Raw genomic sequence first — 22640 nt, forward strand, 5'->3', positions numbered from 1 at the left:
TTTGCCCCGAACTCACCGCCATTCAATCAGCTACCCGATCAAACGCCTCTACCGCCAACCGCCGCCGCCCCTCACAAGCGATCAGCTCATCCCCAAGCCGCGTGATGCTCACCGCGTCGTCTGCCAGCGTCCCGCCTGTCGCTAGCAGGGATGCCGGAGAGGCGCAGGGGATGCGGGCGGCCGCGGGCAGGACCACCTGCGGCCGCGGTGCCTCATCGGCCACCACCAGCCCAGTGCTCGCGGATTGACTGCAGGCGGCCAGCAGGAATGCCGGGGCCAGACAGATCGGGATCTGTTTCAAACTCATCGATAAGCCTCCTTCGGGCTGTGTCACGCTCGCCCTGCGCGATCGTCAGGGCGCGTTCTGCCTCTGCCAGCGCCGCGTTTGCGGCGTTGGTCTTCTCGATTGCCTCGGCGGTGCGCTGGCGCCCTGCCAGCAGGGCTGCGGATTTCTCCGCGTCCCATGCCGCCTGCTTGGCCGCGAGCTGTGCGCCTAACCGCCAGCCCTGCACGGACCACCCTGCCCCGAAGCTCGCCGCCATCATCAGCAGGAAGGCGGCGCCCGCGATCAGAGACCGGACAGACATAGATCACGCTCCGCCTTGCGCCGGTTGGTCAGGCCGCGCACCACGCGGCCGCCTGCCTTGTTCCACATGAGAAGCGCATCGCAGGCCCCGCGCAGATCGCCACTCAGAGCGCGGCGCGACATGCTCGAGCGGCAGAAGCCATGTGACCCGATATTATAGGCCGCACTGATGAAGGCCGCGCGGGTCCGTGCTGGCAGGCTCGCGGGCAAACAGGGCCGGATCTCGGCCTCGAACTGCGCCACCCGCTTGGCCAGCTGCGTCCGACACTCGGCCTCGGTCGCCACATCGCCCATCTTCACGCCTTCGGTCTCGCCAAAGCAGATCGTCGGGATGCCCACGATATCGCGATAGGCGCGCAGCTCCCTGCCCTCCCAAGGCGCGATCGTGGTAATCGCCAGCGCGATGGCGGCCGTCACACCGGCCACGCCCGCCGCATGGCGCTTGCGCAGCGCCCCGCTTTCGTCACGGGCGAGATCCTCGGACCAGATGCCCGCTTGCTGGACCAGCCGCGCGATCGTGGCCGCGATCGAGATGAGGCCCGCCAATGCGGCAAACGCCCCAGGCGGCATGCCGAGAAGATCGGCATCGAGGAGCGAGACCACGACCTCGAGGCCGGAGAGCACCGCCGTCAGCAGGATCAGACGGATCGACCAGGCGCGCAGCAGCACCTCGCGCCAGTCGGGCAAGAGTTTGAACATTCCATTTCTCCATGAAAAAGCCCCGCTCGATGGCGGGGCTGTCGAATTGAATAGCGATGTAGTGGCTTATGGATCGTCGAACCTAGTTCTAGCCCCTGCAGCTGATGGATAGCGTTCGCGTATATAGCGCGCAAAATTTAGGCCAAGATCGGTCAATTGAAAAACCTCACCTGTTAGCTCCCTAAACAAACCTTCCTTGATGAGACGGTTGATACGCATATGAACACTCGGAGCATCCCCCGGGCCCATTCGGTTTTGATAATCTCCCGAGCTTATGAAGGTCGCATCCAAGGTGTTATGAACTTGCAAAGTACGGCCTCCCGAATTGCTAGCAGCTATAACAAACTCCCTTGCCAAAGTTCCTATTTCTTCGGCAAATTTATCCCAGTCTCGATCGGGGGCAGCTATAAATAACCGCTCTTTCGCTAGATTTTCCTTTGCCGCAGCCTTTTGATCGCCGGGAAGGGCTTCAATAGCGGCGTCTGCTTTAGCACTACTGATAACAGCATCCTCACGAACGCGAAGACGCTCCGCTTTTTCAGCTTCAACTCGACCAACCGCGAGGTGCCTCGATATTTCAGTATGCTCCCATCTTTTGTCTTTCTGAGTCACGATTTCATCTTCGATTCTGCCCGTCACCCAACGAAATGAGTACAGAACGAACGGCGAACCGACAGCATATAAAATAGCTAATAGTACAGGCAGCCCTATTAGCGACCACCAACTTGTTTGTGCGTCAAAATACTTAAATCGATTGGTCAGTGCTGTGTCTGAAAAAGCGACGTATACAAGTGGCTTCCAATTCACCAGGAAACTGAAAAGAAAAACATTTCCATAGACCGGGCTTACGGTCCTGCTTCTGACCGCATCGAAGAAGTCCTTACCAATTTCCAACTTCCTGCCTCTAAATTCAGATCTCCAGTGCATACATTACTGGCAAAGCAAATCGAGTCTGACCAGTCCCGTATTTCAGATTTAGCATCAGACTCGATAGCGGAGGCGTCCTTACCGCCCTTCCCATTTCCCCGCTGCAAACAGATTCGTCTGCACTGTCTTCTCGCTCGGGCATTGATGATAGGCCCATAGCTCGAAGCTCTCTGGAATTGCCTTCTCCGTCGACCACTTAATTTTCCACGGCCCCCAAGGCTGGGCGCGGCTGTTGGGCGGGCGCGAGCCCGGCGGCCGTAGCTCCTCCTCGGCCGAGGTATCGACAACCGTGCGGTAGCTTGTGCCCCCGATCACCACATAGGCCGCGAGCCCGCGATACTCGCAGCGGCGCTTGATCATATCGCCCATCAACTGCAGCCCCTCGGGCGTCACGTTCTGCGCCGTCACCGTCACTGCCACAAAGGGCGTCTGGCCGGTGAAGTCGCGCCAGGGCCGCGAGGATTGCGCCTGCCGGATCCACGGCTCGGCCACAGCCAGGACCACGATCGCAGCAAGCACATAAATCGGCAGGCGGTTGGCGCGGATCGCGCTTTTGATGTAATTGCTCATTTGCCACCCCCCAGTTTCTTGCGGATCATGTCCTTGAGAAAATCGCGGTCCTGCACGAGTGCGGTAACCACATCGAGGGCGATCAGGCCGAGAGACATGATCGCCACAGCCGCCAGCACCTCGGAGCCGCGCACATAGGGCGCAACCGAGGGCGAGAGGCCCACGGTTAGAAAGGCACTGGCAGCGGTCTTGGCGAGGCGCTTGATCAACGGCTCGCGCTCGGCGTCACGGGTGGCGACATAGATCACCATGCCCACCAGCACCGCCCAGTATTCGATAGGTTTGGAGAACATGCGCCCCTCGTTTGCTCATAAAAAAAGCCCGCCTCGGGGGCGGGTTATCCAATCCGACGGGTGTCATACATTGGATGCTCGGGATCTTCGGGCGCGACCACCGTGCCGAGGGCGCGGATCAGCACCGTGCCCGATCCGGTGCCAGCCAGCGTGACATAAAGATGCGGCGCCTCCCGGATCGCGTCTTCGAGTGGAGAAACTCGGATCAGGCCATGCCGCTCGGACAGCGCCGCCAGAGGCTGTGCATCGACCAGCGTCACGCCGCCGCCCCGTGCCGCATCCAGCGTGGCAATGGTGATCGTGATGTCGCCTGGATCGCCACGCAGATCATGCAGCACGATCTCATCGAGGACATAGCGCCCCTGTGCCTGCATGTGCAGGACCAGATCTGCGGGATCGGTCGCTTCGAGATCGAGAAGCATGCCACCAAGCGGTGCGACATGCAGAAGGTGCCGCCCCTCGATGACACGGAGCGGCCCAGAGCTGGTCAGCGGCAACCCTGCTTGGGCTCCACCGCCCGTAACAGACTCTTCGTAAAGGTCAGTAATGAAGCCCATGGTTTTACTCCGGGTCAAAGCGATAGATTGTCAGGCCAGCATCATCGAGACGCTGGCGCACGGGCGCATAGGGGATAAGCGCGGGATCTGTGCCCGCATCCAGCGCGGCGACGGCCACATGGCCGCAAGCCTCACCAACGGCAGCCAAGAACGGCTCCAGCCGGATCGCGGAATAGGCGACCTCAGTCGCACTGATCCCCCAAGCCACGATCAGGTTGTCGCAGACGCCCACCGGCGGCACGACCGCGCGCAGAGGCACGCCGAAGATCTTGTAAGTATCGGCGCGGATCTCGTAGCCATTGGCGTCATAGAAGGGCTGCACGTCATAATGCCCCTCGAACTCGGTCCCGCCATAGGGCGTGGCGAATTGCGACTTGGCCTTGCTGTCCATGAAGTAGCTGCCCACCGCGATCTGATCGGGCCAGTTCGTCTGATAGGCGTTGCTCCACATGTCCATGGTCGCCTGACCGACAAGGCGACGCCCGTGGCGCTGATAGACTTCGGGCGGCCAGCCCGGCACGAGCGTATAATTCTCCTGCCATTCGTCCGCACAAAGCCCCCACGGCGCGAAGAGATCGCGGGTGGCCTGCGGCACCTCGCTATCATTCTGCAGCGTGTGGAGGCGACCCAGCTCGCGATAGGCAAGCTGCTCGCGGATCTTCTGCCGCCGCGCCTCGGAGGCCAACCCGTATTCCCACGCCAGCGGCCCGCGAATGTCGGAGCCATTGGTCGAGAACTTGCCCGGTACCGCCATCAGGTTGGCAAGTACAGCCGGATCACCCGACTGGGCAAAATCCGAGCGCAGCCAACGCGCCTCACGGTCCTTCTGAACAAGATCGGCAAAGCCCGTGATGTATTGCTCGGCCAAGGCCGCATCATAGGTCACGCGGTAGATCGGGTCATAGCCGTGCTCGCGATCCATAAAGCCCATGGTCCCCGCCTTGGCCCGCTCGATCACATCGAGAAAATCGGTGCGGTCATAACCGGGCGGCGCGGGGAAGCCGAGATTGTTCGCGCCTGCGACATTGGTCACCATGTTGCGGAAGCCCATTGCCATCGAGCGGCGGTCGGCTTGGTTCTCGACCTCGATCGGCTTCCACCCGCCATAGGGCGTGAGATCGCCGCGCGCATCGACCACATCATAGCTGCGCGTGGTCGTGTGCAGTTCGGCCAGCACCCCGCCATAAGGCTCGCGGCGATAGGCCCCGCCCTCGCGCCCGATCAGTGTCTGCACGCCCCCCATCTTCATCAGAGCACCGTCATAGCTGGCGTCAATGAAGACAGACGCGAAATAGGCATCGCCCGAGGTCGAGATGAAGTCGATCGCATCACCGCGCGCATCAAGCGCGCTGGCCATCATACCCTCGGCATAGGCGGCCTGCCGCCCGCCGGTCGCCAGCAGCGTCTCGCCGAGGCGCAACGTGATGTTCGGCTCTGCCGCCACCATCTCCTCGATGACCGCCTTCGCATCCGAGGCTTGGAAACACCACTGATAGGGCGCGAAGGTGAAGCCGGTGCGGGCGATCAGCTTCTCGGTGAACTCCTCGATGATGCCGCCCGCCCAGTTCTTGAAGGACAGCCGCGCCTTGCCCGGTTCATCCGTGGCGGTCCCCTCCATCCGGATCGAGGGGGCGATCCCCTCGCCCACCACATTGGCCACCACCACATCGCGACCACGCGCCGCATAGGGGCGGTTACGCTCGGCCACCAGCTCATTGCGGTGATCCTCTTCCAGCCAGTCGGGCGTGTGCTGGGCGCCAGAGCCGCGCTCGAACCGCCCCATCGCCGCCATGACCGAGTCTTTCAACCGGTCGGTGGCCATGTTCAGCAGCTTGATCGACCGGGCTTTCTTGCCTTTCGATCCCCGCTCGGGCGAGGCGTACCAGACCCGGTCCGACTGGTGGAAACCACCACGTCCGACCGACAGAAACCACAGATCCCCATCATTGGCCGAACGGCGCTTGCGCCAGAACTTCTCGGCATTATCCGACCAGCCAGCAGGCCCGTTGAAGTCGATGGCAATGGCACAGGACGTCAGCCCCCAAGGCTGACCTTCCAAGGGATAGACGCGGCCCGCCAGAGCCATGAGCGCATCCGCATCCTCGGCATAACGACCGGGATCAACGGCGCGATACTGGCCGTCCTCGTTGCGCGCTTTGGGCGCGTGATCCGGCGGCTGCGAGATCGCGAAACGGTCTATGATGATCCGCTCGCCCTGCGCCCCCCATGCCATGACCAGCACCTCGAAACGGTTGCCCTGCACATCGACCGAGGTGGTGATGAAGCGGGCCCAGCCCGGTGCAACGCGCTTATCGAGACGCACGGCATTTTCCGAAAGCATCGTCGCCGTCAGCTCGCCCTCGATCTGGGTGCCCTTCGGCAGATAAGGTTCACCGCGCTCGGTGAAGTAGACGCGGCTAAGTTCGGTATAATCGCCGAACTGTTCGACCTGCCGGAGTGCCAGCTCGTAAGAGGTCACCAGCCCCTCCCAACTGGCAAATGCCGCCGCTGCCCCGTTGAGCGAATAGCTCGCCACATCGGTCGCGCGCAGATCCGGATCATCGATCGTCACCAGCGCCCGCCTGCCATCCGCGCCAATGGTCGCGCCCTCATGCAGCCAACCGCCGCGGCCCTTGAGGATCTGGCGGTTCATCTCGTTCTTGTGCCGATGGCTGTAGAGGCTACCGCAATGCGGGCAGCCCATCTCTGCCTTGGCGCCGGCCACAGCCGGTTCGAGCGTCTCATCATATTTGAGGAGCTTGAAATGCGGCTCGAAGAGATCGCCGCACTCGCGGCACTCCCAATAGAACCGCCCCCGCGTGCCCTCATTATAGATCCGCACGATCCCCCCTGAGACGGGCGGCAGCTCATGCGGGTTCTGCGGCCCCGCCTTCCATGTCTCGTCAGTCACCGGAAAGGCCGGAGTGCTTTCCAAAAGCACGCAGCCGCGCGACATGAAGGACCGAATCCGCTGACGTGCCATCCCGTAGGGACTGCCCTCGGGCGCGTCTTTCGGGCCCAACACCTGCGGCATGTGATCGTAATCGGTCAGCAGCACCAGCCGCTGCGAGCGCGAGGACAGCTGGCGCGCCACCGGGTAGCCGATGGTCAGTCGCATCCCCTTGAAGCGTTTGCGCGAGAAGGTGCTGTCATCGCGGGCGCGGCCAAGACGATCCCGAACGTCCCGGCTGTTATCGATCATCGGATCGAGCTTTTCCTCTACCCAGGCATCGGCATCGGGCTTCGACATATGGATGATCTGCACCGGTGCCGGTGCGCACATCACCGAATGCACCGCCACCGTGATCAGCATCGTGGTCTTGGCCGATTGCGAAGGCCCCACGAAACAGACCGATTTGAACTTGCGCGACTGGGTGATATCGGCAGGCTCGACCATATAGGGCGCAACCGAGCGGTCAAAGCGCGACCAGTCGGTCCCGATCGGCACCTGCATGAACTTCTCGGCCGCATCGGTCACCGAGATCCGCGAGGGAGGATCCAGAAGCGGCAGCGCATCGGCCAAGAGCTCGCGCGGCTGGATCCATGCCGGAAGCGGCGGGATGCTCAGCACCGAGGCCCCGCGATCCATCATCTCGACCATACTTAAAGCCCCATGTCCTGCTGTTCGCTGTAATCCGCGAAGCTTGTCACCTGCCCCGTGCCCATGATCGAGAGATCGATCATGTTGCGCATTTTCATCACTACCTGATCGCAGCGGGCCTCGACCTTCGAGACCTCCTCGACCCCTAGCCCGAGATCGCGCTCGAGATGGTCGGGCATCGTGCCGAGCGCTGTGGCCACCACGCCGATCAGATCTTCCAAGAGCTCGGAGACTTTGACCGCCCGCACCAGCTCGCCCCGCTGCTCGGCCACGCGGTTGCGGTGATACTCGGCTTCCGACCATTCGCGCAGCTGCTTGGCGGTCAGCCCGCCCTCTTCCTCTTCCTGCTCGCTGTCGAGGTTACGGAAGGCGAGCGAGGCCTGCATCGCATGCGCATCGCGCGAGGCTTTGGTCGCGCGGCTCTGTTCGTCCCGCGCCATCCGCCAGGCATAGCAATGCGAGAGCTGGAACTCGTAAGACACCCCGTTCTGACCGGCGGTCAGCACCGGCATGCCTTGGCCGACCCATTTAGTAACCGAGTTCTCCGAGACATTGAAAGCAATGGCGAGCTGTGCGCGGTTCATCACCCCATCCGACAGCCCGTCGGGCAGCGGATAGAGCGCGGTATCGAGCACGCTCCCATCCGTCAGCGTGACAAGCGTATCCATCGGACACTCCCTCCAACCTCAAGAATAACAACAACAACCCCAACCCCACCTCTCCGAAACCCAGAAACAGGTGGATGTAACGGGGCGCGAATTACCCGCATGCGTAAAAATCGCCGGAAGGACCCATGCCATGGGCCATTTTTGTCGGGGCCGACTATTGCCACCCGACCCGATGGTCAGGCCGGAGTTTCACCTGCGCGTGGCCATCGCCTTCGCGAATGCCACGCGGAAGTTCTCGGCAAAGCGGGCGTCGAACACTTCCTGCGCCCCATCATAGAACCCGAGACGCTTGTCATAGTGCGGCATCGCATCGACGAAGGTCAGGACCGGCGCGATCTCGCCCGAGCGATCGCGGCGCCAAACGCCAGGACTGAGCCCGCCATTCTTCGGCACGAAATAGCTGGCCCGCTTGGAGCCCTTGCGTTTGCGCGACCGATCCGTCTCGTTCGACCGGCTATCGCGCTGCGCCATCAACTGCGACAGAACTTGGTTCCGCTCGCCCCGTGACCAGTTTCCATAGCTATCGAGCTTGGCCCCAGAGGCTGGCAGCGCCGCCGCGATCAACCCGTCATAGGCCAGCCGCCCAGCGAGCAGTTTCTCGACGCCGGTCTGGCCACGCGCTCCGCCTGTCTCCTGCCGCTTCAGATAATGCCGGGAGCCGACCGAAGGCCGCTCCTGAACGGCGGCGCTCATATTGCTCTTCGTCGCCCGCCAGACCTGAAACGCATTCTTCGTGAACTTGGTCGGACGGTCGAAGACCACGTCCATCCGATCCTGCACATGCTTGAGCACGTCGCTCGCGGTCTCGTTAAGCGCCAGCATCGTGGCGTAGGGTACCTGTTCCTTTTCGACCGAGAGCAGACCCCGTTCAAGATCCTTCTGATCATAGGACATGTTGAACACTTGCGCGCCCTCACTTCAGAAAATCTCGATACATCTAGGGCTTGAAGCTCACGGCTGCGTGAGGATAGCCTCTGATTGTTTAAACTCGGAGATTCTCTATGAAAAAACTCGTCCTCGCTTTGCCGCTTTTTACCGCTGCCTGTGTACCCGCGACTCCGGTTGTGTCCGACTACAATGGCGCGAGCGTAAAGATCCAAGTTTCCCAACTAGCAAACCAGCAAGAAGCTTCAACAGCAGCTCTTGCAGAGGCACAGCGTATTTGTGCAAAAACTGGGAAGAAAGCTGAGCCCGCTTCCACTCGAACCGTCGCAGATTATACAAGCGAACTCATGTTCATGTGCCTGTAATTTCCTTGGCTTCGGTGCAGGGACTTATTTGAGATCCACAAAAACAAAGCGCCCGAGGTCTTTCAACCTTCGGGCGCTCGTGTGGTGCTGGCAGATTGTCAAAGTTTACTTATGCAGTCAATAACCAATTTTCCACGGAGAGAGCACAGGCAGTGTCGAGGTGACTTGGATCGTGTCCAAATAGCCCGGAAGACGCAACTGCATCGACACCTCTAGAAGGGCACCATACCAATCAAGATAGGCCCTACGGCGCGCGGCGGTGTCAGCTCCACCGCCAATATAAGAAACAGGGCAGAACTTGGAGCGCACCTTCAAGCGGTTACGGCAGGTCGGATGGCGATAGGCCCAAACTTCCCCCTTCTGCACCGATGCTGTCTGGTTCCCATCTTCGTCGAAATCCCAACCAACCGGCACCACATGACGGCGCGCCGATCCCCGCCAATCCGGCGCAGTCCCTGCCCGCGCATGCGTGGCCACCAGCACCGCCATGTCGCGCCCGAACATCGGGTTCAGCTCCAGCGCCTCGACCGCTGCCGCGATCATCGCCGCGTCGGGATGCACATGCGGCGCAGGGCAAGCGCCACCCCCATCGACGCGGCAGCCGAGCTTGGCCTGCTGCATCATCCGCCATTCGGGCGAGACACCCACGCGATCGAACTCATGCGCCCCGCTATGGTCGAAATCCATCCGCGCATTCTCCGGCCCGAAGGCCCATTCCAGTGCCGAGCGCACACTCATCACCCGAGGCCCCGCCGCTACGATCCGGTCCCGCCGCACATCCGTCATCATCATTGCTCTGCCCCTGCCAGCTTCGCGATTTTCTCGCATTGGTTCATCGCCACCTGCCGCCGGTGGCGGAAGGCCATGTCGTCATCGGAGACCTGCCGGCCCGCGGCCATATTCTCCTCGATCAGCATCAGGCGGCGCAGGTTCTCCCGCGCCTTCTCGCGCAGCTGACTGGCGGCGAACGCATTGGGCCAGCGGCGGGTATCCTTGACCGCGCGGCGCAGCTCGGGCGCCCAGCCATCGCGCAGCGCCTCGCGCCCCATGCCGCTGGCAAAGACCGCGCGCATCAACGGGCTACCGGTCTCTTCGGGCGGATCGATCTCGGCGGCCTTCTTCAGGATCTGCGGCCCTGCCCAGATCCGGTCCTCACGGGTGCCGCCCGGATGCGCGACGATCTCTTCCTTGAGCGCGTCGAGATTGATCTCGGACATGTAGGCGAGCTTGCCGCTCACTTCCTCGATCATCTCCTCAAAACCTGCCTTGGTTACGGTCGAAGGCCGCCCAAGCCCCAGCCGCAAGAGCGGCTCGAAAAGCACCATCCGCACACGCTTCTCACCGGCTGCCTGTTCTGCACTGTCCATGTCGCCTCTCCTTTCTCTCACCATTCCCCGCTCGGGCACTTTCGACTGTCACGGGGGTAAGGGGGTTCTGATCTGATCTTCTCTATTCAGGCCGGAAAAAAGCGTGACAGTTTTCGGGCAAAAAAAAGCGAACCAGAACAGGTCCAATCAATATCTTGTGGAATTCACCGCATCGGACACAAACGGACTGTCCGAACTCTGTCCACGGACTGTCCCGTGACTGTCCCGTGACTGTCCGGAAAGTGTCACGCGTGACAGTTTGTGACTGTCCACGGACTGTCCGTTTGTGTCCGCGGACAGTTTCCGGACAGGACCGATGATCCCCGCGCGCGAGGCAGCATCATGGACAAGCCGAAGCTCGAGACGGTCATCGCCAAGCTCGGCCAGAACCATGTCTTGCACATCACGATTGGCAGCACCGTCCTGCGACAGGCCACATTTGACAAGCTGCTCGCCCAGCCGCTGCCGCCGCTTGCGCAGGGCGTCCTTCGAGGCCTTGCCCTTACGCCGCCCCCATGCTGCTTCGATCAGGGGAACGCAGCGCGCCCAGTAACGGCGGCCATCGCTATGCACCGGCCAGAGCGCCAGCGCTTCTGCGATATCATCGCCGCGATCGAGGCCCGCCACCAAGCGGCAGATCTGATCAGGGCAGCCGGGCAACGACCCCGCAGTAGGTTGCCGGATCGAGGCGCTATAAAGCCGGAACATGATACCGAGGGCGGCATGCGACAGCCCGAGCGCCCATTCTTCCGAGAGCCAGTCGATCGGCATCTCAATCTGCTCGAAGGTATTCAGCGACACATGCGCCTCAATCGGTGGCTCGGGCAGATAACCCTCTTCGTTCCAAAGGTCAGTCATCACATCACCCCTTTCGCTTCGACCATGACGGGCACCCCATGAGAGGCAGCCCATTGCACATCGGCCCAGATTTGCGGGCAGCTTGCCCAGCCAGGACAGGCAGGCACCCAGATTGCGCCCGCCGCATTGCGGAGACCGGCGACCTGTTTGGCCCAACCGACCGGCTCATTGATTTTGAGATGCATATCGACCTCAAGCATCGCGGCCCCAAGGACCACAGGCGAGATCGCCCAGACGCCCATGCGCGACAGCTCGGCGCAGGCTCGCGCGGCAACCAGCACCATATATTCCGGCACCTGGCAAAGACACAGCCGCAGCGGCGAGGCCACATAGACCGGCCTCCCGCCCGCATGGCCCACCACATCCGCAGGCCCGACCCCGAAGACAATCGGGCCGGACCAATCCAGCGGCATGGCCGAACGCGACAGAGCGGCCCAGTCATCAAACGGGGCGCTCATGCTGTCACCTCTAGAAATTGCAAGACAGAAAGCGAATCGCAAAACGAGCGAAATTCTTTATAATGTGTCAATATGCAGAAGCAGACACAATATGTAGGCTTGCACGAAGCGGTATTTACCAGAGCCACTACTCTGCGCAAAGCGAACATTGAAGTTGACGAAAGCGACTTTTGAGACGATCCAAAAGTTATGCGGGACGGTTTGCTCCAACAAACCGTCCCATAGCGCTGCCCGACCGCGCTTAGTAGCCGGGAAACACTTGCACGACACCCACCACTCAAAAGAGGTGCCGCGCGCTTTGCCACGAGGTTTGAGAACACATGACAAAACCTAAGGAAACGCCTTATGGCGTTCCGCTGAACGATATCAACTACAAACGCCCCTACCTGACACGAGCCGAGCGAAATACCGCGCGGAAGCTTCGTGCCGAGGGACATTTCATCCACCATATCGCCGCAATGTTGGGCACAAATACTGCCCGCGTGTCTTCTGCGATCAAAGCCATGAACACGAAGAATCGGGCCAGCAACGACGGTCAGGGTTCGCTGTTCTGACACCATCAGCCTCGCCCCAACATGGGCGGGGCTATCTACAACCAGCATTTCCATCACTCATCCCCCACGAATTCGAGGATATTGCGGGCGATCAAACGCGCCTGCGGAACGCTCAGCGCAGCGAAGGCCTCGGGCTTTCCATCGCCCTCGATCACCCGCACCACGAACCCGCGCTGCGACATCGACACTTCGACCTCGGCGCCAGTGGTGTGATCGAAGACTTTGGCGGAAACCGTGGTGCGCGCTTCCTGCGGGCGGCGCGGCGCGGCGACTGTTCTCTCGACCATCACGCCACCTCAAGATCTGCGCGATATTGCAGCGCCTCGATCAGGGCCTCGGTTGCCATCTTACCCGTCCCGATAGCCGATCCGCAGATCAGCCGAAAACGCTTCATCATGGCCTTGCCATCGACGCCCAGGTCGGCGGCGACCATGTTCTGTTGCTGGCCGTCCAACAGCGCCTTGCACATCGCCAACTCGGTCACCGCGTCAAAGGCAGGATCGGCCTTGAGCCCTTTCAGCTTGCCCAGATAAGACAACGCCTCAGGCGAGAGGACCGGCTCGGGCTCGGCCACGACGGGCGCTGGAGCCGGTGCGGCCTCGCGATTTGCCAGCTGGCCATTCGAGAGCATGTATTTGATCTTCGAACCAACCGACTGATTGCGACGACCCAGCACCTTGGCAATCTCCGGTACCGTCTTGCCCGCACCATAGAGCTGGGTCAACTTTTCCAGCTCGCCATCCGTGTAGGGGCCAGTCCGGTAATCCTCGGCATCGACTGGAATCGGTTCGACCGCAGGCACGGGCGCAGCCACCTCCGCCAAAACCTTCGTATCATCATCGGCAGGCACTTCGGTAGGAAGACTGACAATCTCCGGCCCGCGCTGGCCAATGACATCCGGCCCGCCCGGAACGTGCTCGCCTCCCCCATGCAGCTCAGCGATCTTAGCAATTGTTGAAAACAGAAACGCCTTGCTGAAGTTGTTCGCCGCGTCTTCCGGTGACGGCTGCACCGCCTCTGGCGCATCCTCGCGCGGCCCGTCAAACGCCACATGGATCGAGGCCCCCGTAACACTCGAAAGCTGGAACGCCACGTCCCAACCCTCTTTCAACATCGTCTCGCCAATGCTGATCAGCGAGGTCATATTGCCCAAGATCTTGCGCTGCGCCTCAACGCTGCGGGTAAGCTCTTCCAGCGTCATCATTCCGTCGCCCATCACTTGGCCCCTTTCATAACGGCAGCTTGTTTGAGAATTGGCGCGGGGGCTTTCCGGCCACCACTGGCCCCCGCAACAGTGTTCACAACCGCTTCCAGCGGTTCCACGCGCTGAAACAGCGTGGCCGGATTTTGCGCGATCATCGCCGCGCATCCGCGCCGCAGAGAGGTATCTGTGAATATGGCGCGGCTCATGTTCATTACTCCGCAGCCATCAGCCGGGCGAAGTCTTCGGGCCACGCCAGCGCCGCCAGCGCCACATGATCACCATAAGGACGGTTCAGACCGTCCCACCAGTTGCACGCCGTGCCAAAGGTCACGCCGAACGCCGCCGCCACATCCTCGCGCGACTGGAACATCTCGCGCAGGAAGACCGACCACCGCATGGCAAATGCCGCGCGATAAGGCACGGGGTCGAAATGCCAGCAATGCGCGCGGCGCAATGCGGCACGGCCCCGCCCTCGCCCGCCTGATGACGGCAAAACTTTGGAATGGGACTTTTCAGCGGGCACCGGCCCAGACTGCGACGAGATCAATTGAATGGAAGAAGACATGTCAGGCGACATCCTTACGTTGCGGTTGCGAAAGATCAGACACCGGATTGGCGCGCATATAGGCAAGCACACGCTCAGCGCGCTCGAAGCCCGGATAGGAACGACTGGCACACCAATCTTCCCAAGTCCCCCATGTGGCCCTGATCGCTTTGCGCAAGACGTTTTGAGGAGTCTGCCCGATGCCATCAGCGTAAACGCGCACCTCCGCAATGAATGCGGCAGTAAGCTCTACAGGCAGCGGGTGATTGTCTGGGGTCTGATCCATAAATCGCAATATGATCATTTTTGATCACATCAGCAAGATCATTTTTGCTCATCGCAGTAATCTACGTTTTCGCGGAGAATGCATGCATGCATGAAGATCCATTCGCGGCAGGGCTCCGCGCATACTTTGATCAGCACCCGGACGTGTATCCGGCCACGGTCAGCGCCGCAGCTGGACTGAATAAGTCCGCCATTCGAAAAATCATCAGCGGAGAGGTAAAGTCCCCTCGACGCGCGAATGCGGAAAGCATCGCTTTACAGCTTGGCCTCTCCGTCGAGCGCATCATCGCCCAGGATTTCTCCGATAGCGCCAAGAGCATCAGTATTGTGGGTGAGGTCGGTGCAGGGGCGCACGTCGACCTTTTTGACGAGGTTGAAAACGGTAGCCATAGAGAAGAGATCGGCGTACCCGAAAACCTCAAAGATGAAGAGATCGCCGCTGTGCGCGTCGTCGGGGACAGCATGGAGCCGGTCTATTCGGAGGGCGACATTCTGTTCTTCACGCGGCAGACGCATGAAGGCGTGCCAGTCGAGGCCATCAACCGCAAATGCATCGTGGCCACGCCCGATGGCAAGGCGTGGGTAAAGCACCTAAAATACGGCTCTGAGGAAGGCAAGTTCCACCTCACCTCGATCAACCCCACCGGCGAGAACCGGCATAATACCGACGTGCTCTGGGCAACGCCTGTTCGGCTCCACCTACCCGCAGAGTTCGTGAAAAGACAACGCTGATCCCGTTGCGCCTATCTTTCCCGCACGCTCAAACCTGAGCTTGAGAACGTTACGCAATACATCCTAAAGCTCTTCGTCCTTGCATTTGGCCTCCATGAGGCGCCACGCCCCAGCAGAAACAATATCGGCCAAGAGCGGGTTATGGAGCTTCACCTTACCCCACTCAATTAACGTCGCGCCTTCCAGCCCCGCCCCATGCGGGGCTTTTTCGTCTGCCTTCGCATGATCTCCGCGGTCAAATATGCTCCCCAGCAGCGCTGATCAATGCGGCCACCATGCCGATTCGCAAACGGCGCGTCAAAATAAATGATCATAAATGCTCACTGATGCTTGACGTGATCATTTTTGCCCATCATATTCAACTCATCACAACCGATGGAGTTGACCATGAAATCCCTATCCTCCCGCTGGGCCGTGGCCCTTATCACCGATCCCGTTCGCGCCAGCCGCGCCACGCCCCTTGCCCGCCGCCGTGCTTGGGCCCTGATGAAAGCTGATCGCGGCCAGAGCTGCGCCTTCAGCCTTCACACGATGCCTGCCCCCACACAGCAAGGCCCGCAAGACGCCGCCTGACACCGGTGCTTCCTGCCGCACACCGCGGCGTTCCACAGGAAGCCCTGCCCTCATTCGGTTGCCTGATCACTGCTCGCAACCCACCTGCCGGGCGGCGCGCTGCTCGCCACCGCCCGGCCTTTCTTTCACCCCATCGGCAGCGACACATGATCCTGCCGCCCCACAGGATGGAGCCGCGCTATGCAGACGTTTTACCAAGCCAAACACTCACGGAAGCCCCTCGCGGGCATCGTCTGCGCCTGCGCGGCTCTCCTGATCCTGCTGACCTACCTCGACCCCATCGCGCAGACCACCTGCGCCCGATGGCAGGCCGAGAACTCCGCTTTCTGAGATCGGTTGCCTGTTTCACTGCTCGCAACCCAACTGCCGGGCGGTGCGCTGCTCGCCACCGCCCGGCCTTTTTCATCCGGAGCCCCCGCCGTGAACGCCATGACGCCAATCCCCCAAGACACCGAGACTCCCGACTTCCTCGCCCGCTCGGCCCATAACATCAGCCGCGCGAACGCAGGCAAGCCACCCATGAAAGCCGATGCCGATTTTAAAACGGCAGAGGACAAGGCCTATCAGGTGACCGGCGACGAGCTGCGCCAGTTCATCGAGCAATTCGAGAGTCTCGAGGCCGAGAAGAAGGATATCGCCGAGCAGCAGAAGGACGTGATGGCCGAGGCCAAAGCCCGCGGCTACGACACCAAGGTCATCAAGAAGATCATCGCTCTGCGCAAGCGCGACAAGAACGACATCGCCGAGGAAGAGGCGATCATGGACATCTACAAGCAAGCGCTCGGGATGGACTGACAGCATCCGGCCCCACCCCCTTTCCTCCCGGGGCCCGATACGGGGCGGTGCTTAATACCCACCAGCGCCGCCCTAAGATCCCGAGCTTCGGCCAGCGCCTATCAGGCTCTGCCCCAAGTTCAGGAATTCGGCGTGTCCCACGCGCGCCGGACAGGCGGACGCAGCTACCAGTTCGGAGGCCCGCTGCGTCCGCCGACCATCATGAAAGGAAACGCGATGACCGCATCCACCAGACGCAAGCTCGCGGCGGCAGCAGACGACTATCACGAGCAGATCAGCAAGAACCGCCCTTTCTTCATCATGGGCCACCCGAGCGAGGCCGATCGTATCGGGGCGCTCCGCGCAGCGGCCCGAGCCCATGATCTGACGATGGAAGAGCTTTGCCCGCAGGTCGGGCTCTGTGGTGGCCGCTGCAAGGGCCATACCGCCGCCGGTCGCGCGGCCCTCAGCCAGAAAGGAGCCGCATGATGCGCAGCACCGAGAAGCGGATCGTCACTATCCCCGACGGGCTTGGCAAAGTCGATTTCAGCCGCCGCGATGTCAGCCTTCCCCGTGCCCCTTGGGATGCCACTCGCAGCACTCTGTCTGAGCGCCCCGAAACCGCACCGCACCAGCCCATCATCATCACCGCAACGCCCCGCAGGCCGACGAAAGGCGTCGCCCTTGGCGCGGCTATGGTCAGCCTGATCGCCGAAGAACTCCGCCGCCCGCGCGCGATTGACGTGATCCGAGCTTTGTCAGGCGAGATCGAGGTATTGAGCCGGAAGCGGCTGGAGCGGTAAGAAGATTATCGGGAACTGGAGAGATAGATGGGAAAGCAAGGCCTAAGCACCGTATGGCTCCTGATGGCACAATACGAAGGCAAAGCGATGATCTCGGCAGAAACGGTGTGCAAGGATTTCTTTGCGCCACTCACTCTGCCGGCATTTCTCCGCAAGGTTGGAAGCGGCGATATCGAGCTCCCTTTGGTTCGAATGGAAAGCAGCCAAAAGGGCGCCAAGATGGTTCATCTTACCGATCTGGCAGCTTACATTGACGACAAGGCTGAAGCCGCAAGACGGGAGGCAAAGGCCCTCGCACGGTGATTTCGTTTGCTAAATTTTGCTAAAATAAGAAAGCCAGATCGCAAGTGGCTGATCTGGCTTCTTAATTCAGATACGCCGTCCAATCCATCATCGGTGCCACAGAGAGCCTAAAGCTACTGTTTTTATGAATAAAATCAGGTTTGTTCAGGCCTTGTTCTGTCATATCATCCCGCAAGATTTTCGTTTATTTACAGTAGGTCTTGTTGATATCCGTTTTGCATCTGCTGAATTTCAGCAAATTGCAGCACGGGGTTTCAGCAAATGGCCCCCATTCACAACGGCGCTGCCGCGATGGGTCAGCGGTCTATACCGCACAAGTCCGAATAATGCGAGACGGCAAGAGTGTTGCGTTTCTTTCGGTTTTGAACGGCCAAAGCCGCGTAAAGGGCCTCGGCAAAACACGACCATTTCTTGAAAACATGGGAAATTCTTCCTGCAAGGCCGGAACCGCCGACACTGTCGCAATGCGCCCCTGCCATATGGCAAAACATGGACAGGCGCGAACATGTCAAACCCGTGCCAATTTCGCACGCCATCAAAAATTTTACTTGCCAATTCCAATCGCGCGCTTCATGTTTGGGCGGCTATTGCTTTTCTCTTCGAAATTCTGCCCCCGCGGTCTCGCGGTCTCGGCTGATCGACTTGGATCGACTTTCGCCGAGTTGCCGCATATCGCGGGCAGCATTTTAAAATTGGAGACTACGGATATGGCCAACGGCACCGTAAAATGGTTCAACAGCACTAAAGGTTTCGGTTTCATCGAGCCCGAAGGTGGCGCGAAAGACGTTTTCGTGCATATCTCGGCAGTAGAGCGCTCGGGTCTGCAAGGCCTGAAAGACGGTCAGAAAGTGACCTTCGAACTGCAAGCCGGTCGCGACGGTCGCGAATCTGCTGTTAATCTTGAACTCGTTTGAGTCGCACTGACGATCTCTTCAAGAAAATCTCTGATGCAACAGACGCGGCATCGGTGCAAAAGCCACTTTCAGGCGATGCTTCACGCAAGCCTGTGAGCGCTTTGGACAAGACCGATGCAGCGTTCCGCAGCATCATGGATGAAGAGACGTTAGAACGTATCGAGAAGACGGCGCGGCTCAAGGCCGCCCGCCTTACCCGTGATAGCCAGAATTAATTCTGTTCATCATCGGCCTCTGGCGAGGGTGTTTGCCCCCCCCCCCCTCCCCGTCCTCCCTTCGATATCATATACCTCCCACCGCAAACGTCCTGTTATTGCGGTTTTCTGCTATGGCAGCTTGCATATCGGGCTGGCACGCGCACCACCGGCAACAAGGGAGAAGCTCCCTACAACGCTTGGGTCACGCCTTGCCAAAGCGCTTTTTGCAGCAAAAAGGCCCGATTGATGCGGGCCTCTGTGCCTTCCCTGCGTGGGAGGTGACAAATCAGAACAATGCGAGACAGGCCGAGAGGGTTACGATGGATAGCACCGTAGAGATCAAGACCACACGGCCGGTCAATAGCGCTTCGCGGCCATAGAATTCCGCCAGCATGAACGGGCCGGTTCCGGTGGGTAAAGCCGCCAGAATCACAGCGGCAGATGCCATAGGGAGCGGCAAATGCAGCAACGGCACCGCGATAATCCATGTGACCAAAGGCTGGCTTACCAGTTTCAGCAGCACCAGCGTCATCTGCATCGGCTTTCCGGCCTTGGGGGCACGCCCCGCATTCTCGGCCAGAAACAGGCCCAAAGCGATCAGTGCACAGGGTGAGGCCGCGCCTCCCATCAGCTTGAGATAGGTATCAAGCGCATGAGGCATCGGCAGATGCCCCGCCATAAAGACCAACCCCAGAACCGGCGCGATAAGAAGCGGGTTTTTCACCAGTTTCAAAACGGTTTGGAACACAATTTGCGACGGGCGCGCCGCCTCCATCGTGCTCACCTCGATCAGCACGATCGCAATCGCGAATAACACGCAGGCAGTGATGATCGTCGCCACCAGTGTCACCCCAAGAGCGTCTTGCCCGATCACGGCGGCGATCAGGGGAAATCCGATAAATCCGGTATTGGCATAACCGGCATTCAGCCCGTCAATCGCGGCATCGGCCAGAGCGGTGCCCTGCCACTTGCGCAACAAAACGGTCCCAGCAAACACCACAAGACAGCCCGCGCCAAAGGCGAGGATAAACCCAGGCTGCCAGATCTGCGCCGGATCCGCCTTGGCCATAATATCGAAAAGCAGGGCGGGCAGCGCGAGATAGACCACCACGCGATTGACCTCGCGCGTGGCATTCGGCCCCAATGCCCCGCTCCTGCGCGCGACCCATCCGGTGAGGATCAGGGCAAAGATAGGCAACACGATAAGAAGGTTCGCCAACATGATTGGGCTCCGTTACTAAAAACGGGTTCTTTTTAGAAAGGCTGACCGATATAATCCAATCCATATCAAATACGCTCAGGATACCAAAAAGGTATGGACACACGGCATATGCGGCTTTTCGTGGCCCTTGGTGAAACCCTGAATTTCGGGCAGGCGGCCGCGCGGATGAACATGACGCAGCCGCCATTCAGCCGACAGATTGCCAATCTCGAACGGGATATCGGCACTGTGTTGGTGGATCGCAGCGCCCGTCAGACCCGCCTGACCGCGGCGGGACAACGTTTTCTGGAAGATGCCCGTAAGGTTCTGGCAAGTTTCGAGGATGCCTGCCGCGATGCCCGCCTTGTCGGCGAAGGGCTGAAGGGAGAGTTGCGTCTGGGCTTCATGATGCATGCTGCGCACCGGCTTGTGCCGAACCTGCTGCGCGCCTATACCGCGCTCCGCCCCGATGTGCGTGTGCGACTGGAAGAAACAACGCCCGGCGAGATCGAAAATCTGCTGCTTTCAGGAGTTCTGGATGCGGGGATTACCTTCGCCGGTCGCACGACGCCCGCGCTGCACGAAGTGGAGGTGATGCGTGACACGCTCAGCTTCGTGTGTTGCCCCACGCATCCGCTGGCCAAGCGCGCGATCATCCATCCCGAAGACCTCAAGGCGCAGCCGCTGATTGCGGCCCCCGACCAGACGGTGGCCGTTTTGCGTCACGCAATCACCGAATTTCTGGCTCGCGCAGGACTTCCAACGCATTTTACGCTGGAGCCAAAGCTGCAAAACACCGTCTTGCGCCTGATCGCTGCCGATCTGGGGGTGGCGCTGGTGCCCTCCTCCATCTGCGACCAGCTAGGGGCGGAGGTTGTGATGCGCCCGCTTTTCCAGCCTCCACATCTGTCCGTCGTGCTCAAGACCCGTCGCGATGCGGACAATGCCGCTCTAGCGCCGCTTATCACACTTGCACAAAACATAAACATTTAATTCCAATGCGTTGTGCAGAAAATATTCTGGCGCAACGCGGGAAACACGACCCGCAGCACGGGCCCTCAAAGCGCTTTGAGGACCATGTGAAACGGCGATCAAGCCCGCACTCCCGCATGCTTCAACAATGCGCCTTTGTGGATCGCGGCCCATACCGCAGAACCGGCATGAAAGCCCCCCAGCAAAACCGTCCCTAGTCCTGCGGATCGGCGAGCCGCGCACTTTGTTCCAGCATCGCATCCGCATAACGACGGGTCAACGTCACCAATGCCGCCACCTCCTCCCCAGACCACCCCGTCAACGTGCGGCGCATGATGGCCTCGCGGGCCGCATCGATACGGTCCGTCATCTGCCGTCCCGCGTCGGTAATGACCGCCGCGCGTACCCGCCGGTCATCGCGCGAAGCCTGACGCTGGATCAGCCCCAGTGCCTCCAGCTTGGCGGCCTGACGGCTGATTGTCGTATGGTCACGCCCGACCCTGTCCGCCAGTTCGCCCAAGGCAATCGGCCCCAGCCTCTCGACCAGAACCAGCAAAGGAAACAATGCCCGATCCAGCTTGATCCCTGCGGCCTCGACCATTTTTCCATCATGCTGCGGGCGGTTCATCACCGCCACGATATCCAGAACCGCCCCGTGAAGCTGCCGCATTTCTGCCGACATATGTGTATTATGCACGTTTCTCATTGACACTCTCAGGCCGCGTGAATTACCTGCATAATACACATATATTCATCTATCGAAAGAGAGATTCATGAAAGCCGCCATTGTCACCCAACTGGGCCAGCCACCTGAAGCCTCGACGTTTGACGCTCCTTCCTGCAAGGACGGCGAAGTTCTGGTACATGTCCGCGCGGCGGCCATCAGCCAGCTTGTGCGCGCCCGTGCATCCGGCACGCATTACTCTTTCGATGGGCATTACCCGTTTATTCCCGGTGTCGACGGGGTCGGCACCCTGCCAGATGGCACGCGGGTCTATTTTGCCTTTCCCGCCGCGCCGTTCGGGGCAATGGCCGAACAGGTGGCCGTGCCCCGCCTGCAATGTGTCACACTGCCCGACGGGCTTGACGATATCAGCGCCGCGGCGCTCGCCAATCCGGGTATGTCGTCCTGGATCGCGCTCAAGGAACGTGCGGGCCTGCATGCGGGCGAAAGCGTGCTGATCAACGGGGCCACCGGCGCATCGGGGATGCTTGCGGTGCAGATTGCCAAACATCTCGGGGCCAGCCACATCATCGCGACAGGGCGCAATGCCCAGAAACTGGCCCATCTCAAAACGCTTGGGGCGGATGAGACGATACAGCTGACCGAAGATGCCGCTACGATGCAGAAGACCTTCTCGGCGGCGCTCGATACGGGGGCGGATGTCATTCTGGATTATCTCTGGGGCCCGTCGGCGCGCGCGCTCCTTGAGGCGGCAAGCCATGCGCTCCCTCATGAGAAGCGCCGGCGCTTCGTACAGATCGGTTCGCAAAGCGGGGCCGAAATCAGCCTTCCCGGCGGCTGGCTGCGCTCTTGCGCGATCGAGCTGATGGGCAGCGGCCTTGGCAGCGTGCCGACCCCGAAAATCATCGCCGCCATCGGCGAGATGCTACAGCTTGCCGCAGACACGGGGATCCGTATACCGACACAGGCCCATCCCCTGAGCGCGTTGCGCAAAGCATGGGCCGATACCGGTTCGGATATGCGGCAGGTCATCACATTCCCGGAAACGGTGTAAGCCGACCGATC

32 protein-coding genes are annotated in these 22640 nt (G+C 60.5%); 13 read left to right on the forward strand and 19 right to left on the reverse strand.

Annotation, left to right across the window (positions count from 1 at the left end; translation table 11 throughout):
- Positions 1-212 precede the first annotated feature (212 nt).
- The 9 genes from WDB86_RS03760 to WDB86_RS03800 form a co-directional block, all read right to left on the reverse strand.
- Positions 213-587: a hypothetical protein gene (locus WDB86_RS03760; RefSeq protein WP_406736662.1), complete on the reverse strand. Its 375-nt coding sequence runs from the start codon at positions 585-587 to the stop codon at positions 213-215.
- Complete coding sequence (locus WDB86_RS03765) at positions 569-1285, reverse strand: lysozyme (RefSeq protein WP_406736663.1); 717 nt, start codon at positions 1283-1285, stop codon at positions 569-571. The genes WDB86_RS03760 and WDB86_RS03765 overlap by 19 nt, the downstream gene beginning before the upstream one ends.
- 66 nt (positions 1286-1351) lie before the next feature.
- Positions 1352-2179 carry a hypothetical protein gene (locus tag WDB86_RS03770; RefSeq protein WP_406736664.1) on the reverse strand — a complete coding sequence of 276 codons (828 nt, stop codon included), beginning with the start codon at positions 2177-2179 and terminating at the stop codon, positions 1352-1354.
- Positions 2180-2290: 111 nt separating this feature from the next.
- Positions 2291-2782, reverse strand: a complete 492-nt coding sequence (locus tag WDB86_RS03775) for a hypothetical protein (RefSeq protein WP_406736665.1) — start codon at positions 2780-2782, stop codon at positions 2291-2293.
- Positions 2779-3075: a hypothetical protein gene (locus WDB86_RS03780; RefSeq protein ID WP_406736666.1), complete on the reverse strand. Its 297-nt coding sequence runs from the start codon at positions 3073-3075 to the stop codon at positions 2779-2781. The genes WDB86_RS03775 and WDB86_RS03780 overlap by 4 nt, the downstream gene beginning before the upstream one ends.
- Positions 3076-3119: 44 nt before the next feature.
- On the reverse strand, positions 3120-3632 hold the full coding sequence (locus WDB86_RS03785; RefSeq protein ID WP_406736667.1) for a hypothetical protein: 513 nt from the start codon (positions 3630-3632) through the stop codon (positions 3120-3122).
- Between the two features lie 4 nt (positions 3633-3636).
- Positions 3637-7233 (reverse strand): terminase gpA endonuclease subunit, encoded by a 3597-nt coding sequence (locus WDB86_RS03790; protein WP_406736668.1) that lies wholly within the window; start codon positions 7231-7233, stop codon positions 3637-3639.
- A 2-nt stretch (positions 7234-7235) separates the two neighbouring features.
- Positions 7236-7901 carry a DUF1441 family protein gene (locus tag WDB86_RS03795; protein WP_406736669.1) on the reverse strand — a complete coding sequence of 222 codons (666 nt, stop codon included), beginning with the start codon at positions 7899-7901 and terminating at the stop codon, positions 7236-7238.
- Positions 7902-8090: 189 nt separating this feature from the next.
- Positions 8091-8795 carry a hypothetical protein gene (locus WDB86_RS03800; RefSeq protein WP_406736670.1) on the reverse strand — a complete coding sequence of 235 codons (705 nt, stop codon included), beginning with the start codon at positions 8793-8795 and terminating at the stop codon, positions 8091-8093.
- Positions 8796-8902: 107 nt separating this feature from the next.
- Between WDB86_RS03800 and WDB86_RS03805 the strand changes: the two genes are divergently transcribed.
- Positions 8903-9151 (forward strand): hypothetical protein, encoded by a 249-nt coding sequence (locus WDB86_RS03805; protein WP_406736671.1) that lies wholly within the window; start codon positions 8903-8905, stop codon positions 9149-9151.
- 117 nt (positions 9152-9268) lie between these two features.
- On the opposite strand, the gene WDB86_RS03810 is transcribed toward WDB86_RS03805, so the two are convergent.
- From WDB86_RS03810 to WDB86_RS03825, 4 genes are all read right to left on the reverse strand, one after another.
- A complete protein-coding gene (locus tag WDB86_RS03810; protein WP_406736672.1) occupies positions 9269-9943 on the reverse strand; it encodes a hypothetical protein in 675 nt (224 codons plus the stop codon).
- Complete coding sequence (locus WDB86_RS03815; RefSeq protein WP_406736673.1) at positions 9940-10518, reverse strand: hypothetical protein; 579 nt, start codon at positions 10516-10518, stop codon at positions 9940-9942. Before WDB86_RS03815 ends, WDB86_RS03810 begins: the two co-directional genes overlap by 4 nt.
- A gap of 147 nt (positions 10519-10665) precedes the next feature.
- Positions 10666-11376, reverse strand: a complete 711-nt coding sequence (locus tag WDB86_RS03820; RefSeq protein WP_406736674.1) for a hypothetical protein — start codon at positions 11374-11376, stop codon at positions 10666-10668.
- Positions 11376-11834: a DUF1937 family protein gene (locus WDB86_RS03825; protein ID WP_406736675.1), complete on the reverse strand. Its 459-nt coding sequence runs from the start codon at positions 11832-11834 to the stop codon at positions 11376-11378. Before WDB86_RS03825 ends, WDB86_RS03820 begins: the two co-directional genes overlap by 1 nt.
- 320 nt (positions 11835-12154) lie before the next feature.
- On the opposite strand from WDB86_RS03825, the gene WDB86_RS03830 reads away from it, so the two are divergent.
- Positions 12155-12388 carry a hypothetical protein gene (locus WDB86_RS03830; RefSeq protein WP_406736676.1) on the forward strand — a complete coding sequence of 78 codons (234 nt, stop codon included), beginning with the start codon at positions 12155-12157 and terminating at the stop codon, positions 12386-12388.
- Between the two features lie 53 nt (positions 12389-12441).
- Here the strand turns inward: WDB86_RS03830 and WDB86_RS03835 are convergent, their stop codons facing one another.
- Genes WDB86_RS03835 through WDB86_RS03850 form a run of 4 tightly spaced genes read right to left on the reverse strand, consistent with a single transcriptional unit; the run spans position 12442 to position 14157 of the window.
- The gene (locus WDB86_RS03835; protein ID WP_339112798.1) at positions 12442-12675 is read right to left on the reverse strand and encodes a hypothetical protein; all 234 of its coding nucleotides are present in this window, start codon (positions 12673-12675) and stop codon (positions 12442-12444) included.
- The gene (locus WDB86_RS03840; RefSeq protein WP_406736677.1) at positions 12675-13604 is read right to left on the reverse strand and encodes a hypothetical protein; all 930 of its coding nucleotides are present in this window, start codon (positions 13602-13604) and stop codon (positions 12675-12677) included. Before WDB86_RS03840 ends, WDB86_RS03835 begins: the two co-directional genes overlap by 1 nt.
- On the reverse strand, positions 13604-13798 hold the full coding sequence (locus WDB86_RS03845) for a hypothetical protein (RefSeq protein ID WP_406736678.1): 195 nt from the start codon (positions 13796-13798) through the stop codon (positions 13604-13606). Before WDB86_RS03845 ends, WDB86_RS03840 begins: the two co-directional genes overlap by 1 nt.
- 5 nt (positions 13799-13803) lie before the next feature.
- The gene (locus WDB86_RS03850) at positions 13804-14157 is read right to left on the reverse strand and encodes a hypothetical protein (RefSeq protein WP_406736679.1); all 354 of its coding nucleotides are present in this window, start codon (positions 14155-14157) and stop codon (positions 13804-13806) included.
- Between the two features lie 351 nt (positions 14158-14508).
- Here WDB86_RS03850 and WDB86_RS03855 point away from each other — a divergent pair, with 351 nt between their 5' ends.
- The 9 genes from WDB86_RS03855 to WDB86_RS03895 all read left to right on the forward strand — a co-directional run bounded on the left by WDB86_RS03855 (position 14509) and on the right by WDB86_RS03895 (position 18735).
- Entirely contained in the window at positions 14509-15153 is a 645-nt protein-coding gene (locus WDB86_RS03855; protein WP_339112921.1) for a S24 family peptidase, read from the forward strand.
- Positions 15154-15540: 387 nt separating this feature from the next.
- A complete protein-coding gene (locus tag WDB86_RS03860; RefSeq protein ID WP_339112922.1) occupies positions 15541-15726 on the forward strand; it encodes a hypothetical protein in 186 nt (61 codons plus the stop codon).
- A gap of 180 nt (positions 15727-15906) precedes the next feature.
- On the forward strand, positions 15907-16056 hold the full coding sequence (locus tag WDB86_RS03865) for a hypothetical protein (protein WP_406736680.1): 150 nt from the start codon (positions 15907-15909) through the stop codon (positions 16054-16056).
- 189 nt (positions 16057-16245) lie between these two features.
- A complete protein-coding gene (locus tag WDB86_RS03870; protein WP_406737013.1) occupies positions 16246-16521 on the forward strand; it encodes a DUF2312 domain-containing protein in 276 nt (91 codons plus the stop codon).
- Positions 16522-16653: 132 nt separating this feature from the next.
- Positions 16654-16989, forward strand: coding sequence for a hypothetical protein (locus tag WDB86_RS03875; RefSeq protein WP_406736681.1), 336 nt, complete (start codon positions 16654-16656; stop codon positions 16987-16989).
- Entirely contained in the window at positions 16986-17303 is a 318-nt protein-coding gene (locus tag WDB86_RS03880; RefSeq protein WP_406736682.1) for a hypothetical protein, read from the forward strand. Before WDB86_RS03875 ends, WDB86_RS03880 begins: the two co-directional genes overlap by 4 nt.
- Positions 17304-17330: 27 nt before the next feature.
- Positions 17331-17606, forward strand: a complete 276-nt coding sequence (locus WDB86_RS03885; RefSeq protein WP_406736683.1) for a pyocin activator PrtN family protein — start codon at positions 17331-17333, stop codon at positions 17604-17606.
- 707 nt (positions 17607-18313) lie between these two features.
- Positions 18314-18520: a cold-shock protein gene (locus WDB86_RS03890; RefSeq protein WP_339109504.1), complete on the forward strand. Its 207-nt coding sequence runs from the start codon at positions 18314-18316 to the stop codon at positions 18518-18520.
- A complete protein-coding gene (locus tag WDB86_RS03895; RefSeq protein WP_339107249.1) occupies positions 18517-18735 on the forward strand; it encodes a hypothetical protein in 219 nt (72 codons plus the stop codon). Before WDB86_RS03890 ends, WDB86_RS03895 begins: the two co-directional genes overlap by 4 nt.
- A 268-nt stretch (positions 18736-19003) precedes the next feature.
- Here WDB86_RS03895 and WDB86_RS03900 read toward each other — a convergent pair whose 3' ends face one another.
- Entirely contained in the window at positions 19004-19939 is a 936-nt protein-coding gene (locus tag WDB86_RS03900) for an AEC family transporter (RefSeq protein WP_339107248.1), read from the reverse strand.
- 93 nt (positions 19940-20032) lie between these two features.
- On the opposite strand from WDB86_RS03900, the gene WDB86_RS03905 reads away from it, so the two are divergent.
- Positions 20033-20911 (forward strand): LysR family transcriptional regulator, encoded by an 879-nt coding sequence (locus WDB86_RS03905; RefSeq protein ID WP_406736684.1) that lies wholly within the window; start codon positions 20033-20035, stop codon positions 20909-20911.
- Between the two features lie 193 nt (positions 20912-21104).
- Here the strand turns inward: WDB86_RS03905 and WDB86_RS03910 are convergent, their stop codons facing one another.
- Positions 21105-21587, reverse strand: a complete 483-nt coding sequence (locus tag WDB86_RS03910) for a MarR family winged helix-turn-helix transcriptional regulator (protein WP_406736685.1) — start codon at positions 21585-21587, stop codon at positions 21105-21107.
- A 76-nt stretch (positions 21588-21663) separates the two neighbouring features.
- Here WDB86_RS03910 and WDB86_RS03915 point away from each other — a divergent pair, with 76 nt between their 5' ends.
- Complete coding sequence (locus tag WDB86_RS03915; RefSeq protein ID WP_406736686.1) at positions 21664-22629, forward strand: zinc-binding alcohol dehydrogenase family protein; 966 nt, start codon at positions 21664-21666, stop codon at positions 22627-22629.
- The last annotated feature ends 11 nt before the right edge of the window (positions 22630-22640 follow it).

This window comes from Thioclava sp. GXIMD4215 (assembly GCF_045291555.1).
In the GTDB taxonomy this organism is placed as follows: Bacteria; Pseudomonadota; Alphaproteobacteria; order Rhodobacterales; family Rhodobacteraceae; genus Thioclava; species Thioclava litoralis.

What these genes read in the sequence shown, in the direction of transcription:
- WDB86_RS03760 (WP_406736662.1), bottom strand. Translation starts at nt 587, where the DNA reads ATGTCTGTCCGGTCTCTGATCGCGGGCGCCGCCTTCCTGCTGATGATG.
- WDB86_RS03765 (WP_406736663.1), bottom strand. Translation starts at nt 1,285, where the DNA reads ATGTTCAAACTCTTGCCCGACTGGCGCGAGGTGCTGCTGCGCGCCTGG.
- WDB86_RS03775 (WP_406736665.1), bottom strand. Translation starts at nt 2,782, where the DNA reads ATGAGCAATTACATCAAAAGCGCGATCCGCGCCAACCGCCTGCCGATT.
- WDB86_RS03780 (WP_406736666.1), bottom strand. Translation starts at nt 3,075, where the DNA reads ATGTTCTCCAAACCTATCGAATACTGGGCGGTGCTGGTGGGCATGGTG.
- WDB86_RS03785 (WP_406736667.1), bottom strand. Translation starts at nt 3,632, where the DNA reads ATGGGCTTCATTACTGACCTTTACGAAGAGTCTGTTACGGGCGGTGGA.
- WDB86_RS03790 (WP_406736668.1), bottom strand. Translation starts at nt 7,233, where the DNA reads ATGGTCGAGATGATGGATCGCGGGGCCTCGGTGCTGAGCATCCCGCCG.
- WDB86_RS03795 (WP_406736669.1), bottom strand. Translation starts at nt 7,901, where the DNA reads ATGGATACGCTTGTCACGCTGACGGATGGGAGCGTGCTCGATACCGCG.
- WDB86_RS03800 (WP_406736670.1), bottom strand. Translation starts at nt 8,795, where the DNA reads ATGTCCTATGATCAGAAGGATCTTGAACGGGGTCTGCTCTCGGTCGAA.
- WDB86_RS03805 (WP_406736671.1), top strand. Translation starts at nt 8,903, where the DNA reads ATGAAAAAACTCGTCCTCGCTTTGCCGCTTTTTACCGCTGCCTGTGTA.
- WDB86_RS03810 (WP_406736672.1), bottom strand. Translation starts at nt 9,943, where the DNA reads ATGATGATGACGGATGTGCGGCGGGACCGGATCGTAGCGGCGGGGCCT.
- WDB86_RS03815 (WP_406736673.1), bottom strand. Translation starts at nt 10,518, where the DNA reads ATGGACAGTGCAGAACAGGCAGCCGGTGAGAAGCGTGTGCGGATGGTG.
- WDB86_RS03820 (WP_406736674.1), bottom strand. Translation starts at nt 11,376, where the DNA reads ATGACTGACCTTTGGAACGAAGAGGGTTATCTGCCCGAGCCACCGATT.
- WDB86_RS03825 (WP_406736675.1), bottom strand. Translation starts at nt 11,834, where the DNA reads ATGAGCGCCCCGTTTGATGACTGGGCCGCTCTGTCGCGTTCGGCCATG.
- WDB86_RS03830 (WP_406736676.1), top strand. Translation starts at nt 12,155, where the DNA reads ATGACAAAACCTAAGGAAACGCCTTATGGCGTTCCGCTGAACGATATC.
- WDB86_RS03835 (WP_339112798.1), bottom strand. Translation starts at nt 12,675, where the DNA reads ATGGTCGAGAGAACAGTCGCCGCGCCGCGCCGCCCGCAGGAAGCGCGC.
- WDB86_RS03840 (WP_406736677.1), bottom strand. Translation starts at nt 13,604, where the DNA reads ATGGGCGACGGAATGATGACGCTGGAAGAGCTTACCCGCAGCGTTGAG.
- WDB86_RS03845 (WP_406736678.1), bottom strand. Translation starts at nt 13,798, where the DNA reads ATGAGCCGCGCCATATTCACAGATACCTCTCTGCGGCGCGGATGCGCG.
- WDB86_RS03850 (WP_406736679.1), bottom strand. Translation starts at nt 14,157, where the DNA reads ATGTCTTCTTCCATTCAATTGATCTCGTCGCAGTCTGGGCCGGTGCCC.
- WDB86_RS03855 (WP_339112921.1), top strand. Translation starts at nt 14,509, where the DNA reads ATGCATGAAGATCCATTCGCGGCAGGGCTCCGCGCATACTTTGATCAG.
- WDB86_RS03860 (WP_339112922.1), top strand. Translation starts at nt 15,541, where the DNA reads ATGAAATCCCTATCCTCCCGCTGGGCCGTGGCCCTTATCACCGATCCC.
- WDB86_RS03865 (WP_406736680.1), top strand. Translation starts at nt 15,907, where the DNA reads ATGCAGACGTTTTACCAAGCCAAACACTCACGGAAGCCCCTCGCGGGC.
- WDB86_RS03870 (WP_406737013.1), top strand. Translation starts at nt 16,246, where the DNA reads ATGAAAGCCGATGCCGATTTTAAAACGGCAGAGGACAAGGCCTATCAG.
- WDB86_RS03880 (WP_406736682.1), top strand. Translation starts at nt 16,986, where the DNA reads ATGATGCGCAGCACCGAGAAGCGGATCGTCACTATCCCCGACGGGCTT.
- WDB86_RS03885 (WP_406736683.1), top strand. Translation starts at nt 17,331, where the DNA reads ATGGGAAAGCAAGGCCTAAGCACCGTATGGCTCCTGATGGCACAATAC.
- WDB86_RS03890 (WP_339109504.1), top strand. Translation starts at nt 18,314, where the DNA reads ATGGCCAACGGCACCGTAAAATGGTTCAACAGCACTAAAGGTTTCGGT.
- WDB86_RS03900 (WP_339107248.1), bottom strand. Translation starts at nt 19,939, where the DNA reads ATGTTGGCGAACCTTCTTATCGTGTTGCCTATCTTTGCCCTGATCCTC.
- WDB86_RS03905 (WP_406736684.1), top strand. Translation starts at nt 20,033, where the DNA reads ATGGACACACGGCATATGCGGCTTTTCGTGGCCCTTGGTGAAACCCTG.
- WDB86_RS03915 (WP_406736686.1), top strand. Translation starts at nt 21,664, where the DNA reads ATGAAAGCCGCCATTGTCACCCAACTGGGCCAGCCACCTGAAGCCTCG.